This is a genomic window from Halovibrio salipaludis, assembly GCF_002286965.1.
GTDB classification, from domain to species: Bacteria; Pseudomonadota; Gammaproteobacteria; order Pseudomonadales; family Oleiphilaceae; genus Halospina; species Halospina salipaludis.
In genome coordinates, this window is record NZ_NSKD01000007.1 from 119,411 (window position 1) to 134,704 (window position 15,294).

The following is a 15,294-nucleotide window of genomic DNA, read 5'->3' on the forward strand; positions in this document are numbered from 1 at the left end:
GACAGCGCTCAGGGAGTCGGGCAGGGCCGGTGCAGTTCGGGAGGCAGGGAAGCCGCCCGTCTGGACCACCTCAATCACCCCGTACCGTCATCTCCGGGTCTGTTCTGTTCCCACCCCAATCGCGAACAGACAGGAGCACATCACGATGAAAGGAATCGTTTCCGCAACCACCCGCCTGCTGGCGCTCGCGCTGGTTCTGGCAGTCATGCCAGTCATGGCCCAGGACGCCGCGGAAGAGACCGAAACCGTCAACATCAATACCGCCAGCGCGGATGTGCTGGCCGAAGCCCTTCATGGCGTGGGGCCGGCCAAGGCGGATGCCATTGTTTCATGGCGCGAGGAGCAGGGTGAGTTCACCACCCCCGAGCACCTTGAGGAAGTGGACGGCATCGGCCCGGCCACTGTCAGTGACAACCGGGAGAAGATCCGCCTCGACTAGAGGCGTCGATGCTCCCATACCGGGATGGCGCTGCGGGTGCTGGCCAGCTGGTCGCGGTCCAGGACCGCACTGACCACACCGGGCCCATCCTCGGAGCGCTCGGCGACCACGCTGCCCCAGGGATCAATGATCATGGAGTGGCCCCAGGTCTGCCGACGCTCATCGTGCTGACCGCCCTGATTGGGGGCACAGATCCAGACCTGATCCTCAATCGCCCGGGCCCTAAGAAGCGGCTCCCAGTGGGCCTCACCGGTCCGGTGGGTGAAGGCGGAAGGCACCACCACCCATTCCGCGCCTGCCTCCCTCAGCCGCCGGTAAAGCTCCGGAAAGCGCAGGTCGTAGCAGATGCTGAGCCCGAGCCGTCCTGCCGGGGTATCCACGGTCACCACCTCATCGCCGGGTTCGAACAGATCCGACTCCTGATAGCGGCCCTGGGAATCCCCCACCATGGCATCAAACAGATGGATCTTGTCGTAGCGGGCCACCCGCTCACCCTGATCATTCCAGACTATGCAGGCGGCCCGCACACGGCCATCGGGCACCACGGTGCCATCCGGGCGGGTGCCCATGGGCAGGGAACCGGCCACGATCCAGAGGCCCAGGCGTGCGGCCTCGCGACCCACAAAGGACTGGATGGAGCCGTCCTCCCCGCGCGCCTCGGACTGGCCCAGCTCGGCCAGCCGCCGGTTCTGGAAGGCCGCGAAATTCTCCGGAAGAACCGCCACGCGGGCCCCGTCCCCAGCCGCCTGCTCCAGCAGCTCGCGGGCGCGCACCAGGTTCTGTTCCACCTCAAAACCACTGACCATCTGAATGGCCGCTACCGATACGGATGCCGTCATCGCCTGATCTCCCCTGCAGGCCTTGCGGGGGCTTCCACACCCACCTCGGGCCGTTCATAGCTTTCCAGATCCGACTCCGTGTCAAACAGGTTCCGGAGTTCAATCTCCGGGTCACTCCAGGTGCCCTCCACGGTATAGGTGGCACTGGTCACACGACTCAGGATACCGCCAAACACCTTATCGAGCACGAAAAGCGCCCCTCCGATGGGAGGCGCATAGCCGAACAGAACCGCTGCCAGTGGCAGATTCTGGGTAACCGGCAGCACCACCACCAGGCGCATATCGAGTGCCTCACTGATCAGATCCGCCTCACCGCTCATGCGGAACCCGCCGGAAGGCGCCTGGATCGACACAGCCGGATCAAAGATCAGGCGCCCCTCGTGGATCAGCACTTCCCCTTCGATATGGTCAAACGGGACACCGGACTCATAGACGTCCGAAAAATCCAGCTGCAGGCGCCGCCAGAGCGTATCCGTGTTCAGCAGGCCAAAAACCCGGAACACGCGCGCGCCCTCAATGTCCTGATCAATGATGCCATCCTCAAGCCGGAAGTCCATGGCCGCGCGCAGACCGGAGAGACTGAAATCCGTGGGCCCGCCGGGCCAGGCCATGTTCAGAGAGGCCTCGGTCCGCTGGCTGCTGATCGGAACCATGGTTTGACCGATCAGCGCTTCCAGCCCCTTGAGGTCCCCGCCCTCCAGGGTTCCGGAGAACTCGGTGACGCCATTGCTGGCCGTGGGCTGCCAGACCATGCTCCCATCCACGGCCAGATCCCCCATGGTAAACGCCAGCGGATCCAGGCGGATACGGCTGCCATCCGGCGCCAGCACCAGCGACAGATCCGTCAGCCGGCGCTCCCCGACAACAAGGCGGCCGATGCGTATCTCCATATCGGGCCAGTCCCGGGCGCCGGTGCTCAGTATGGCGCTGTCCAGCTCTGGCGCTCCCCCGCCATCAGGCGCCGTTGCCGGGAGCATCAGGTGATCGAGATCCACCGCCAGTGCCCGCTCACCGCCATTCCCAAGGGTGCCACTGATCCAGTCCGAATCCAGCTGCACCTGCCAATCGCCCCCTGAGTCCGCCTCCGCCCGAATGCGAAGCGGTGACAGAGTCCAGTCGCTGAAACGCGGCTCACCAATACCAAGCTCGACCCTGAGCGGCGGCAGGTCGGGCCGTTCCCGCGCTGCGCTCTGGCCAGGGGCTGCCTCTTCGCCCACCGGAACGTCAGCCAGGGCCCGCCACCACTGTTTCAGGTCGGCGCGCGGTAGATTCCCGGTGAGGCTGAGAACCGGCTCCTCCGGAAGCGCCGTGCGCCGCACGCCCAGACCAATGCGCCCGCGCTCTACCCTCCCGTCACGCATCACCAGCCGGAACGCACCCAGTGGCTGCCAGTCCCCCTCGATGCGCACGGCCTCCGAATCCGCACCGCCGAAGTCCACCTGGGCTGTCAGGCTGTGACCCTCACCGGCTTCCTTGCTGAACGGTGCCGGCCAGTCCAGAACGAGGTCTGAAAGATCGCCATCCAGCCGCAGGGAAGGGCCTTCCGTGGGCCGGAAGGCCGCACTGTAGTCGAGCTGGCCGCTGACCCGGGGTAGCGGATGACCCAGCCACTCCGCCAGCCTTGGCACCGCCAGACCTCCCTGCTGGCGGAAAACCGGGGCCTGTTCCGGGCCATCACGCACCTGCAGCGTCACCGGCTCCCCCATGAAGCGCGCATCCAGGTCCGTATTGCTGAATCCGTCATCCGTGGAGAACCGGATCGGCCCGTTCACATCCCGCCACTCAAGCTTTGCTGGAAGGAAGCGCACACGACCCTCGGCCAGGGCAAACCGGAGATCCACCTCCGGGTCCCGCGCCTGGCCCGGCCACAGGCTGAGAGACAGGTCGACATGGCTGGAGCCGGTCACGCGGAGGTCTCCCAACCAGTCACCAGTGATCGCTGCAAGAGGACTGCTGCGCCACTGCTCCGTTAGCAGCTCGCCCTCGCGACGGGCCCCGGTATCCACATCCACGCGCAGCCCTTCCCCATCGTCACCCGTTACCCGGATCTGACTGGGCTCAAGCTCAACACCGGCCACCACGCCTTCATCCAGCCGGATATGGCCCTCGTCACCCTGCACCCGCACCTGCCCGGCAGCGCCCTCCAGTGTTGGCCACTCAGGATCGTAGGTCAGCTCAGTGTCCCGGAAGCGGTACGCCATACTGGAGGTGAAGGCACGATCACGGGCAGTTTCATCGGCATCGTCACCGCCGATATCCCCATGACCGTAATACCACCCACTGGTCACGGTGCCCCTGCCTACGGCCTCGGTGAGGAAGGAATAGAGTTCCGGGGGTACCCGTTTACGGGGTACAAAGCGGCCCAGCATGCCAGTTCTGCCGCCAGCAATGCCGACCCGCAGTGACAGCGTATCCGAGCTCCCCTCATGCAGCCGCAACCGGAATCCGCCAGAGGCATCCATACCCTCGTGCCGCCCGACAAGACGCCGTGCCGCCACCTCCCAGCCATCACTGCGACGTGACCAGTGGACGCGACCGGCGAGGCGCTGGAAACGCCAGTCCGTGTGGAACAGCTCCGGGAATCCGATGCGGGACGGGCCGGATTCAAGGGTCACTCGACCTTGCCGTGGGCCGGTCTCAAGGTAGCCGTCCAGCCCACTGCCCGAAGGCGCCCCTTCGACCGCCGCCACAGCAATGTCTTTGAAGGCACCCCGCAGCCGCCAGTCGCCGTTGTCGGGGACGGTGATTTCAAGATGCTCCATCAGGCCTGTGGGATCATGGCCGGCCAGGCGCTCCTGCTCCTCTTTCGGCAACAGGCCGCTGTGGCGCACCAGCGAGCTGGCCGCCCCCAGATCCAGGCCCTGTGCGGCCACTGTCAGGCCATCACTGGTGCGTTCCGCCCGGACGGAGAAGGCGCCGGCTTCCTGTCCGCCCCAGCGGAAGGCCGAGCCGCGCGTCTCCAGAAGCCAACCCGCGTCCGTTTGCCGCCACAGCAGATCCGCACTCAGATCCCTGAGCCGGGTGACAGGAGCTACCGGCGATGCCAGACCGAGCTCAGGCAGCCGCAGCGACACCCGTGCCCGCTGGAGCCGGGCCCGACGGAACCTCAACCAGGTCTCGGCCCGGGCATTGAGCGAATCAACCGCCATCCCGCGCCATTCATAGGGGGTGAGCAGGTCACTGAAAACGCCAGCGGAATCCAGATCCAGGAAGAGGTCCCCGGTGAAGCCGCTACTCAGAAGGTGCTGCCCTTCCAGGGCAAAGGCGCCGAGGCGCCGGCGCTCATCGCCGCCCCTGACCAGATGCCCACTGGCGGAAAACAGACCGTCCTCAAAGCGCACGTCCATTGCCGGAACACTGAGTGATACAGGCTCCCCGGAAGCCGGCTCGACGCGCAGTCGCAGATCCGTCAGCGTTACAACGGGATCGGACAGAAGCCGTCCCGCCTGGTCGATCCATTCGCCCAGATGCCCATCCAGGGCCGCCAGCGCCCCCGAGGCGGCACCGGCCGGTCCCCCGGGCTCCTCGTCACTGTCGGATGGCTGCCACAGGCCGGCAACCGCAATCCCGCCATCCGGGTGCTGCACCAGTGTCGCCTCGGCCCCATTGGCACGGAGCTCGCGGAACACCAGACGCAGACGCACCAGCGAGGCCCAGCTGTCGAGCCGGATCTTCAGCTGCCCCAGTGAGGCATCCGTCTGGCCCGGCTCTCCGACCGTCATTTCCCCAACCCGGAGGACAGGATCCAGCCCCTGCCAGTCACCGCTGAGACCACTGAGGTGCACGGGCCTGTCAAGCGCCCGGGTCAGCGCTGTTTCGATCTCGGCTTCGAAATGATGGAGGTTGGCCATGACCTGACGGCCCAGGCCCACGTAGAGCGCGGCGACAATCAGCAGCGTCAGGGCGCTGATCCAGACGACCGTTACCAGACGGTTGAGCAGTGCCCACAGCACCGGGCGGACACCCCCCGATGCGGCCCTGCTCATAAACCGCACCCCCGGGAAAAGCGGGCTGTGGCGCTAGAGCAGGACCACATCGTACTGCTCCTGGCTGTAGACCAGCTCAACCTGGAACTTGATGGTCTTGCCAATAAAGGTCTCGAGGTCCGCAACGTTATCCGAATCCTCGTCCAGAAGCCGGTCGATCACGCTCTGCGAGGCCATCACCAGCAGCCCCTCCACATCGTAGGCGCGATTGACCCGCATGATCTCGCGGAAGATCTCGTAGCAGACCGTCTCCGGTGTCTTGAGAAACCCCCGACCATTACAGACCGGGCAGGGTTCGCACAGCAGCTGCCCCAGGCTCTCGGTGGTGCGCTTGCGGGTCATCTCCACCAGACCCAGTTCGGACACGCCGGTGATCTTGGTCCGGGCATGGTCCCGTTCCAGCATCTTCTCGAGCATGCGCAGCACCTGGCGCTGGTGCTCCGGGTCGGCCATGTCGATGAAGTCGATGATGATGATGCCGCCGAGATTACGCAGTCGCAGCTGGCGGCTGATGGCGCGGGCCGCCTCCAGGTTGGTCTTGAAGATGGTCTCTTCGAGATTGCGGTGACCGACAAAGGCGCCGGTATTCACATCGATGGTGGTCATGGCCTCGGTCTGGTCGATCAGCGCATGACCACCGGATTTGAGCTGCACATGGCGGCTCAGCGCCTTCTGGATCTCATCCTCGACACTGTAGAGGTCGAAAAGGGGGCGCTCGCCGGGATAGAACTCGATCATTTCGCGCAACTGCTCGACAAAGCGGTCCGCGAATGCCAGCAGTTTCTCGCAGCTTTCCCGCGAATCGATACGGATCTTCTCCGTCTGGACCCGCACCAGATCCCGCACCGTCCGGATGAACAGCGGCAGGTCCTCGTAGATCACCCCCGGGGCCTGAACATCACGGGCGCCTTCCATGATGGACGTGGACAGGCGGTTGAGGTAGTCCATGTCCCGCCGGATATCGTCCTCTCCCACACTCTCGGCAGCAGTACGGACAATGTAGCCCCCGGCGTCCAGCTCATAGTCCCTCGCCACCGACTGGATCAGCTCACGCAGGCGTTTTCTCTCGGCTTCATCCTCGATGCGCTGCGAGATCCCGATGTGGGACATGGCCGGCATGTAGACGAGATAGCGTGACGGGATGGAAAGATGGGTGGTCAGGCGTGCGCCCTTGGTGCCAATCGGGTCCTTGGTCACCTGCACAATGATCGACTGGCCCTCACGCAGCAGCGAACGGATGTCCGGAACCGTGCGTGGCGCGCTGCTGTCGCCGTCACCACCGAGTTCGGCCACATCCGAGGCATGGATGAAAGCGGCCCGCTCCAGCCCGATATCCACAAAGGCCGCCTCCATGCCCGGAAGCACCCGTACCACCTTTCCCTTGTAGATATTGCCAACAATGCCCTTGTTGCGGGTCCGCTCCACATAGGCTTCCTGGAGCATGCCGTTTTCCACCAGGGCCACCCGGGTCTCGACGGGCGTGACGTTGATCAGGATTTCTTCACTCATCAGACGTCACCCACCACTGATGCACGGGCTGATCCACCTGATGCAGCAGGTCCGTGACCGCCTCCAGAGGCAGCCCCACCACAGCGGTATAGCTGCCGGACAGCTCCGAGACCAGCGCCGCCCCGCGCCCCTGGACCGCGAAGGCTCCGGCCTTGTCCAGTGGTTCGCCCGTGGCCACATAGTTATCAATCTCGGCGCTGGACAGCGGACGCAGCCGCACCCGTGAGGCAACCACCCGTTCACGGACGGCGTGGGGGCCAGCCAGCGCCACACCACTCATCACCTGGTGCTCGCGCCCGGACAGCCGGGCCAGCATGGTCCGGGCTTCCTCGGCATTGGCGGGCTGGCCCATGATGCGGCCATCCATGACCACCGTCGTATCCGCCCCCAGGAAGAGGCGTCCGGCATCATGCCACCCGGCCTGACAGGTCAGCGCCTTCTGCCTGGCCAGCCGCAGAACATAGAGATCCGGTGCCTCATGCTGACCCGGGGTCTCATCGATGGAGACAGGGGCGACCTCGTGCCGGATCCCGATCTGATCCAGCAACTCACGGCGCCGCGGTGAGGCGGAGGCCAGTACCAGTGGCTGGAAGGCTGGACTGCTCATTCGTATTACTCCAGCTTACGATTCACGAAATCCCAGAAGCTCCGGAAGACCGGCCATATGAGACCACTGGTAACCGCGGGAAGCAGGTAGTCAAAGCCGCCGCCCGCCTCCCCCAGCAACTGGTGAAGGAAGTGCACCACCATGTGCGCCAGGCCGATCATGAGAAAAACCACGAGCGACTGCTGCGCCAGGGGGAACAGTTTCATCCGCTGATGGGCGGCCAGCACCATGAAGGCGATCAGGGCCATGGCCAGGGCATTCATACCCAGAATATCCGCGCGCAGCACATCCACCAGCAGGCCCAGACACCAGGCCAGCACAATACCGAAGGTCTGTGGCGCCCGCAGCACCCAGTAGATCACGACAAGCCCGATCCATTCCGGGCGCCATTGCCCGATCTGCTGCGGGAACAGCGAGATGGTGCCCACCAGGGCGACAAGGGCACTCAGGATAGCCACCGGGTAACTGACCGAACGCTGCACCATGCTCAGTCCTCCTCCCCAGTCGCCGGTGATGGCGTGTCCCCGCCGCTGATCGAGCCACCGCTGAACACCACCAGCACCTGGCTGCTGCTGTTGAGCCTGGCCATGGGGCGGGCCTCGACCCGGGCAAAGGGCTCACCCGGATCGTGTTTGATGCTGTTGATCCGCGCCACCGGATACCCCTGGGGAAAACGCCCGCCCAGCCCGGAGCTGACCAGCAGATCCCCGACCTCAATATCGGCGGTATCCGGCACATGGGCAAGCTCCATGCGATCATGCTCGCCGGTGCCGAACATGATCGCACGCAGCCCATTGCGGTTAACCTCCACGGGAACCGCATGACTGTTGTCGGAAATCAGGATGGCGCGGGAGGCATGGGCACTGGTATGCACAATCTGCCCCATGAGGCCCTGGGCATCGAGCACCGCCTGACCTTTGCTCAGCCCATCGGATTCGCCCTTGTTCAGGATGATCTCATGGGTCAGTGGGTCCGGTGTCACGCCGATCACATCGGCGACGAGCACCCGGTCATCCAGCTGTTCAGAAGCGTTCAGGAGTTCCCGGAGACGAGCATTCTCTGCAGCAAGGGCAGTGTAGCGCTGGGCGCGGCGCTCCAGCACCAGCAGCCTGGACTCCAGGGCTTCGTTCTCCTGGAGCAGCTCGGAGCGGCTGGTGGTCAGCTCCCCCATCCAGTCCAGGAAGCGGTCCGGCGCATGCCCCAGCCAGTAGACCGGCGTCAGACCGGTCATGAGCCAGCTGCGAACCCGGTCACCATAGGGCAGGTACAGGTCCGAGCCGACCAGCACTCCGGACAGGAGCACCACCAGCACCAACCTGGGACCAATGAGTGGGCCTTGCGTGAAAAGCGTGTTGATGGACCGTCCCCCGTTCAGAACGACAGCCGCCGCTGGCCCCGGGACGGCAGCGGCGGGTCTTCTTGCGATTCAACCGGAACCGGTGGCGACTCTGTCAGTCGTCCTGGGAAAACATGGTCACGCCGCTCTTGTCGATGCGCTCGAGCGCCTTGCCACCACCCCGTGCCACGCAGGTCAGCGGATCTTCCGCCACCACCACGGGCAGGCCGGTTTCCTCACTCAGAAGACTGTCGAGGCCACGCAGCAGCGCACCGCCACCGGTCAGAACAATGCCACGCTCCGCGATATCGGAGGCCAGCTCGGGGGGCGACTGCTCAAGCGCACTCTTGACGGTCTGAACAATCTGCGACAGCGATTCCTGCAGCGCCTCCAGGATCTCGTTGCTGTTGAGCGTGAACTGGCGCGGCACGCCCTCGGCGAGGTTGCGCCCACGCACATCGATCTCGCGCACTTCCAGCCCCTCATAGGCACAGCCGATCTCGTGCTTGATGCGCTCGGCCGTGGAATCCCCGATCAGGCTCCCGTAGTTGCGGCGCACATAGGTGACAATGGCTTCGTCGAACTTGTCACCACCAACGCGCACCGATTCCGCATAGACGATGCCGTTGAGCGAAATGATCGCGATCTCAGTGGTCCCCCCACCGATGTCCACGATCATGGAACCGCTGGCTTCCTCCACCGGGAGCCCCGCGCCGATCGCGGCCGCCATGGGCTCCTCAATCAGGAACACCTCCCGGGCACCGGCACCGAGGGCGGATTCGCGGATCGCCTTGCGCTCCACCTGGGTGCTCTTGCTGGGCACACAGACCAGAACCCGCGGACTCGGGGTAATGAAGCTGTTCTCATGCACCTTGTGGATGAAGTGCTGAAGCATCTTCTCGGTGACCACGAAATCCGCGATCACCCCGTCCTTCATCGGGCGGATGGCCTTGATGTTGCCCGGAGTCCGGCCCAGCATGCGCTTGGCCTCACTGCCCACGGCAGCGACTTTCTTCTGCCCGTTGGAGGTGCTGACCGCAACAACGGAAGGCTCATCCAGGATGATCCCGCGGCCGCGGACAAAGATGAGCGTGTTGGCGGTCCCCAGATCAATGGACAGATCGCTGGAGAACGCGCCTCTGAGTTTCTTGAGCATCGGTGCTGTTTCAACCTGGCTTTACGGATTCGATGGCTGGCCTCGCCTTCCCCGTTGCGTGGCGAAACCTCTTGGATGCCGGAACTTTAGCAGTGGCGGGGGGTTCAGGCAAGACGACCGGCATTGTGAGCGGCCAGGCAGCAATGGAATAATGCCTGTTTCATAAACAACAGTGGACGTCATGTCGCAGCCTCTGGCAGCCCGCCGAACCGGACCAACCATCAGATCCGTTGCCCTGCTATTGCTGGCAGTACCCGGCTCAGCGACCGCGTTCTGGGGTGACACCCTGGTCATGGAACCGCAGCCATTCCGCCAGGAGCGTGTCCTGGAGGGGCGCACCTTCCAGTACAATGACGAAAGTTTCATCCAGCGCAACAGCTTCACGGCCAGAGCCCCTGAGCTCCATGCCGCCCCAGTACCCCGCGACCACATTGAAGGTACGGGCGGAAGCACGCGTACCAGAGAGCTTTTCCTGGATGCCAGCGTCAGGGTCACCCGGCAATTCGACGATGAAGGAACGCTGGACTTCCAGTACCGATTCCGCCGGAGCGAGGACTTTGACGGGCGCTATACCCGCAACCTTCTGGGCATTGGCGTGCATCCGGGGGGCGGCTTCCAGGCGCGACTGATGGCGGATGTGCGCGGGGACAAATCCCGCATCGACCTCCAGCCCGAACTGGGCTGGCAGGATGACGCCGGCAACGCGGCGCGATTCGCCGTGGTTCTCCCGGAGTACCTGTTCAACAGCAAACAGGATGAGGACCAGTACCTGAGCGAACCCATCACCCTGTTCAGCGCCGGCGAATGGCACCCTTCCGCTGACAGCACCCTGCGCAGCTATATCAGCGCGTCACCGGAAACCGAACTGGAAATCCCATCACTGGAGCGTCGCTTCCGGGATGAATCCCTGCAGGGTGGCGCCAGTATCCAGTACCGCCCCTGTGAACGGAGCCGGCTGCGCTGGCTGGCGGAAGGCCTGGCCACCAATCGCCACGAAAGCGCCACCACCAGCAACCGGTCAGCGGCCATGGAAAGACGCGCCTGGCGCAGCCGGATCGCTCTGACACTGGGCGGCGACCCCGTCAGCCAATGGCGCCTGGGCGGGGAATTCCTGAGCCTGTCCGAGAAGGGCGCCCTGATCGGCGGGGCGCAGCAGCTTTCCAGCCGGGACGAACATCTGGTGTTCGCGGGCCTGACAACCCCGCTATCCCCGGACTGGCATTTCGCCCCGGAGCTGTTCATCAGCCATGTTGACGGTGAGTCTCTGACCGGCATCGACCGCCGGCGCACCAACCAAGACGGCACCTATGCCAAGGCTTCACTGCCGTTCACCTGGTCGCCTGGCAACGGCGCCCGGCTCACGCTGAACCCCACCGTGGAACTGCACAGTGCCGCCTTCGGTGGCGGCAACCTGCGCGTGCGCATCCCGCTCTAGGGGGTTCGGATCAGGGCTGCATCTGCTATCATCCCGCGCTCCGAAGGGAAGGAAACGGCATGAGCATTTCCAGAGACAAGATCGAACAGGTGGCCTGGCTGGCGCGCATCCAGCTCGAGGACTCCGAGAAGGAAGCCCTCGAGGGCAAGCTGAGCGACATACTCGGCATGGTCGACCAGCTCCAGGCCGCGGACACCGACGGCATCACCCCCATGGCCCACCCGCTGGACGCCACCCAGCGGCTGCGCCCGGATGAAGTAACCGAAACCAACAAGCGCGAACGGTTCCAGGCCGTGGCCCCCGAGACACAGGACGGGCTCTATCTGGTTCCGCGGGTAGTGGAGTAAGCGCCGCCATGCACACCAGCACCCTTTCCGAACTGGCCCGGGCACTCGAGGCGGGCGAAACCACCAGCGAAGCGCTCACCCGCGAAACCCTGGAGCGCATCCGGGCGCACGACGGACGCTACAACAGCTTCATCACCGTCGCGGAAGAGCGCGCCCTTGAACAGGCCCGCGCCGCCGATAAGGCCCGTACAGACGGTCGGGCAGGCCCTCTGACCGGTATTCCCTTCGCGCACAAGGACATCTTCTGCACCGAGGACCTGCTCACCACCTGCGGCTCGCGCATGCTCGAAAACTTCGCGCCGCCCTATAACTCAACCGTGGCCCAGAAGCTGGACGACGCCGGCGCGGTCTGCGTGGGCAAGGCCAACATGGACGAATTCGCCATGGGTTCGTCCAACGAAACCAGCTACTTTGGCCCGGTGACCAACCCTTGGGGTGACGGCCTTGTTCCCGGCGGTTCCTCCGGCGGCTCCGCCGCGGCCGTGGCGGCACGCCTGGTGCCCGCCGCTACCGCCACCGACACCGGCGGCTCCATCCGCCAGCCCGCGGCACTGTGTGGCCTCACAGGCCTCAAGCCCACCTATGGCCGCATCTCCCGGTACGGCATCATCGCCTTCGCCTCCAGCCTGGACCAGGCCGGCACCCTCACCCGCGATGCGCGGGACGCGGCCCTGATGCTCAACACCATGGCCGGATTCGACCCGAAGGACTCCACCAGTCTGGACCGCGAGGTGCCGGATTACAGTGCCAGCCTTGAGAACGACCTGAGCGGGCTGCGCATCGGCCTGCCAAAGGAATACTTCTCCGATGAACTGTCACCGGCAATGGCCGAGCAGGTCCGCAGCGCCGTGCGCGAGTACGAAAAACTCGGGGCCACAGTGAAAGAGATCACCCTGCCCCACTCGCACCTGGCCGTGGCCGCCTACTACGTGATCGCGCCCGCCGAAGCGTCCGCCAACCTTTCACGCTTCGACGGCGTGCGCTACGGCCACCGCTGCGACAACCCGCAGGATCTCAACGACCTCTACCTGCGCTCGCGCTCCGAAGGCTTCGGCGAAGAGGTCAAACGCCGCATCCTGGTCGGCACCTACGCCCTCTCGGCCGGCTTCTTCGACGCCTACTACCTCAAGGCCCAGAAAGTCCGCCGCCTGATCCAGCAGGACTTCACCAATGCCTTCAATGAAGTCGACCTGATCATGGGCCCCACATCGCCCTCACCGGCCTTCGCCCAGGGCGACAAGACCGACGACCCGATCAACATGTACCTGGAGGACGTCTTCACCATCGCCTCCAACCTGGCGGGCCTGCCGGCCATGTCCATCCCCGGTGGCATGGTGAACAACCTGCCAGTAGGGCTGCAGATCATCGGCAACTATTTCGACGAAGCGCGCATGCTCAATGCCGCCCACCGTTTCCAGCAGGTGACGGACTGGCACAGGCAGGTAGCGCCGAACAGTGCCTGAAACAGCTGGGTGCCGGAGGGTGTGGGCGGGGTAACCCGTTACAGGAAGCTCGGTCGCCAGGGATGGCGACCGCGCAGCGTCCAGGGATGGATTCATAGCGATTCCTGTAACGGGTTACCCCGCCCGCACCAGCAATAAACAGGAAAGCTAGAGACAACTCCGCGGGAGCATAAACGCCATGCAATGGGAAACCGTGATCGGGCTGGAAGTCCACGTACAGCTCGCCACCCAATCCAAGATCTTCTCCGGCGCCAGCACTGCCTTCGGCGCCGAACCCAACGCCCAGGCCAGCGCCGTCGACCTGGCCATGCCCGGCATGCTTCCCGTGCTCAACGAAGGCGCCGTGCGCATGGCCGTGCAGTTCGGCTTCGCCGTTAATGCTGATATTGCGCACCGCTCCGTCTTTGACCGCAAGAACTACTTCTACGCTGACCTGCCCAAGGGCTACCAGATCAGCCAGATGTACCACCCCATCGTGGGCAAGGGCGAAGTCAGCGTGAACCTGTCCGACGGCAGTGAGCGCACCATCGGCATCGAGCACGCCCACCTGGAGGAAGATGCGGGCAAATCCCTGCACGAAGACTTCCAGGGCCAGTCCGGTATCGACCTCAACCGCGCCGGCACGCCCCTGCTCGAGATCGTCTCCGAGCCGGACATGCGCAGCGCCGAGGAAGCCGCTGCCTACCTGCGGAAGATCCACGCCATCGTCACCTATCTCGGCATCTCCGACGGCGACATGTCCCAGGGCTCCATGCGCTGCGACTGCAACGTCTCAGTGCGCCCGAAAGGCCAGACCGAATTCGGCACCCGCAGCGAGATCAAGAACGTCAATTCCTTCCGCTTCGTGGAAAAAGCCATCAACACCGAGGTGGAACGCCAGATCGAGCTGATCGAGGACGGCGGTGAAGTCCAGCAGGAAACCCGGCTGTACGACGCGGACAGGGATGAAACCCGCTCCATGCGGACCAAGGAGTTCGCCAACGACTACCGCTATTTCCCGGACCCGGATCTGCTGCCGGTCGAAATCGACGACGAGTACATCGACCGCATCCGGGATGACCTGCCGGAACTGCCGGACACCAAACAGGCCCGCTTCATCACCGAGTATGGCCTGAACGCGGACGAAGCCGCTCCCCTGGTGCAGAGCCAGACGCTGGCTGACTACTTCGAGCAGGTCGCCCGGGGCAGCGGCGATGCCCGCCAGGCGGCCAACTGGATCATGGGCGAACTGGCCCGACTGATGAACCAGAACGAGGTCGAGATCCAGGACTGCCCGGTAGGCGCCAGCGATCTTGCCACTCTGATCCTGCGCGTCCAGGACGGCACCATCTCCGGCAAACTCGCCAAGCAGGTCTTTGAAGCGCTGTGGAATGGCGAAGGCAGCCCGGATGAGATCATCGATAAGCAGGGGCTTAAGCAGGTCTCGGACAGCAGTGAGATCGAGGCGCTGGTGGACCAGGTGCTGGCGGACAACCAGGCCATGGTGGACGACTATCTTGGCGAGGAAGTGGCCAAAAAGCAGAAGAAGAAGTTCAACGCCCTGGTCGGCCAGGTCATGAAGGCCTCACAGGGCAAGGCCAACCCGGCCCAGGTGAACGACATACTGCAGCAGAAGCTGACCTCAAGCGATTAGGGTGCTACATTCTGTAACAGAATTCGGCAGATCAGTGCCTTGCGCACGATTTGTATAGTCTGTGTACACCAACTACGCTGATAGTCAAATCGCGTCAATCGGTATTGACCCATGTCAGCACTCTCGTCATCCACAGGCTTCACCGGCAGGCCCAACCTGCGCCACTACCATCGCATCCCGGTGAACCTGGAAGCGTTCCTGGAGCGTGGCGGCGAAGCCCTGCCCCGCTGCCCCATCAACAATCTTTCACGCGCCGGTCTCCAGATCGAGTGCACCCCGGAGACGCTTGACCAGCTGGTTCCCAATGGCGAACCCGTGGCCCCCCAGATGGCCATTCCGGTCCAGGTGGCGTTCACCGTTCCCGTAGGTGAATCCGACAGCGCCTGCATCCGGGCCCGATGCGACGTGGTGACAGTGCGGCGCATTGCCCGCGACTGCTTTCATGTGGGCATGTCCTTCGCTGAGTTCGAGGAAGACGCCGTCCCGATGCTCGATCACTACATCAATGAGCAGCTTTCGGCCGGCGTCTGAACGGACCCTTCTT

General features: G+C 64.3%; 13 protein-coding genes. 6 read left to right on the forward strand and 7 right to left on the reverse strand.

Annotation, left to right across the window (positions count from 1 at the left end):
* Nucleotides 1-145: 145 nt before the first annotated feature.
* Nucleotides 146-439, forward strand: a complete 294-nt coding sequence (locus CK501_RS13625; protein ID WP_095618290.1) for a ComEA family DNA-binding protein — start codon at nucleotides 146-148, stop codon at nucleotides 437-439.
* On the opposite strand, the gene CK501_RS13630 is transcribed toward CK501_RS13625, so the two are convergent.
* Genes CK501_RS13630 through CK501_RS13660 form a run of 7 tightly spaced genes read right to left on the reverse strand, consistent with a single transcriptional unit; the run spans nucleotide 436 to nucleotide 9,872 of the window.
* Nucleotides 436-1,278 carry a carbon-nitrogen hydrolase family protein gene (locus CK501_RS13630; protein WP_095618291.1) on the reverse strand — a complete coding sequence of 281 codons (843 nt, stop codon included), beginning with the start codon at nucleotides 1,276-1,278 and terminating at the stop codon, nucleotides 436-438. The two genes, CK501_RS13625 and CK501_RS13630, sit on opposite strands and share 4 nt — an antisense overlap.
* Nucleotides 1,275-5,264: a YhdP family protein gene (locus tag CK501_RS13635; protein ID WP_095618292.1), complete on the reverse strand. Its 3,990-nt coding sequence runs from the start codon at nucleotides 5,262-5,264 to the stop codon at nucleotides 1,275-1,277. Before CK501_RS13635 ends, CK501_RS13630 begins: the two co-directional genes overlap by 4 nt.
* 33 nt (nucleotides 5,265-5,297) lie before the next feature.
* Nucleotides 5,298-6,773 (reverse strand): ribonuclease G, encoded by a 1,476-nt coding sequence (gene rng / locus CK501_RS13640; protein WP_095618293.1) that lies wholly within the window; start codon nucleotides 6,771-6,773, stop codon nucleotides 5,298-5,300.
* Complete coding sequence (locus CK501_RS13645) at nucleotides 6,766-7,380, reverse strand: Maf family protein (protein ID WP_095618294.1); 615 nt, start codon at nucleotides 7,378-7,380, stop codon at nucleotides 6,766-6,768. The genes rng and CK501_RS13645 overlap by 8 nt, the downstream gene beginning before the upstream one ends.
* A gap of 5 nt (nucleotides 7,381-7,385) precedes the next feature.
* A complete protein-coding gene (gene mreD, locus CK501_RS13650) occupies nucleotides 7,386-7,865 on the reverse strand; it encodes a rod shape-determining protein MreD (protein ID WP_198949524.1) in 480 nt (159 codons plus the stop codon).
* Between the two features lie 2 nt (nucleotides 7,866-7,867).
* On the reverse strand, nucleotides 7,868-8,806 hold the full coding sequence (gene mreC, locus CK501_RS13655) for a rod shape-determining protein MreC (protein ID WP_332888984.1): 939 nt from the start codon (nucleotides 8,804-8,806) through the stop codon (nucleotides 7,868-7,870).
* A 25-nt stretch (nucleotides 8,807-8,831) separates the two neighbouring features.
* The gene (locus CK501_RS13660) at nucleotides 8,832-9,872 is read right to left on the reverse strand and encodes a rod shape-determining protein (RefSeq protein WP_095618296.1); all 1,041 of its coding nucleotides are present in this window, start codon (nucleotides 9,870-9,872) and stop codon (nucleotides 8,832-8,834) included.
* A 292-nt stretch (nucleotides 9,873-10,164) separates the two neighbouring features.
* Here CK501_RS13660 and CK501_RS13665 point away from each other — a divergent pair, with 292 nt between their 5' ends.
* From CK501_RS13665 to CK501_RS13685, 5 genes are all read left to right on the forward strand, one after another.
* Nucleotides 10,165-11,307, forward strand: a complete 1,143-nt coding sequence (locus CK501_RS13665) for a hypothetical protein (RefSeq protein WP_143421440.1) — start codon at nucleotides 10,165-10,167, stop codon at nucleotides 11,305-11,307.
* Between the two features lie 59 nt (nucleotides 11,308-11,366).
* A complete protein-coding gene (gene gatC, locus CK501_RS13670; RefSeq protein ID WP_077530624.1) occupies nucleotides 11,367-11,654 on the forward strand; it encodes an Asp-tRNA(Asn)/Glu-tRNA(Gln) amidotransferase subunit GatC in 288 nt (95 codons plus the stop codon).
* Nucleotides 11,655-11,662: 8 nt separating this feature from the next.
* Entirely contained in the window at nucleotides 11,663-13,117 is a 1,455-nt protein-coding gene (gatA, locus tag CK501_RS13675) for an Asp-tRNA(Asn)/Glu-tRNA(Gln) amidotransferase subunit GatA (RefSeq protein ID WP_095618298.1), read from the forward strand.
* Between the two features lie 178 nt (nucleotides 13,118-13,295).
* Nucleotides 13,296-14,750 carry an Asp-tRNA(Asn)/Glu-tRNA(Gln) amidotransferase subunit GatB gene (gatB, locus tag CK501_RS13680; RefSeq protein ID WP_095618299.1) on the forward strand — a complete coding sequence of 485 codons (1,455 nt, stop codon included), beginning with the start codon at nucleotides 13,296-13,298 and terminating at the stop codon, nucleotides 14,748-14,750.
* Nucleotides 14,751-14,861: 111 nt separating this feature from the next.
* Entirely contained in the window at nucleotides 14,862-15,281 is a 420-nt protein-coding gene (locus CK501_RS13685; protein WP_095618300.1) for a PilZ domain-containing protein, read from the forward strand.
* The last annotated feature ends 13 nt before the right edge of the window (nucleotides 15,282-15,294 follow it).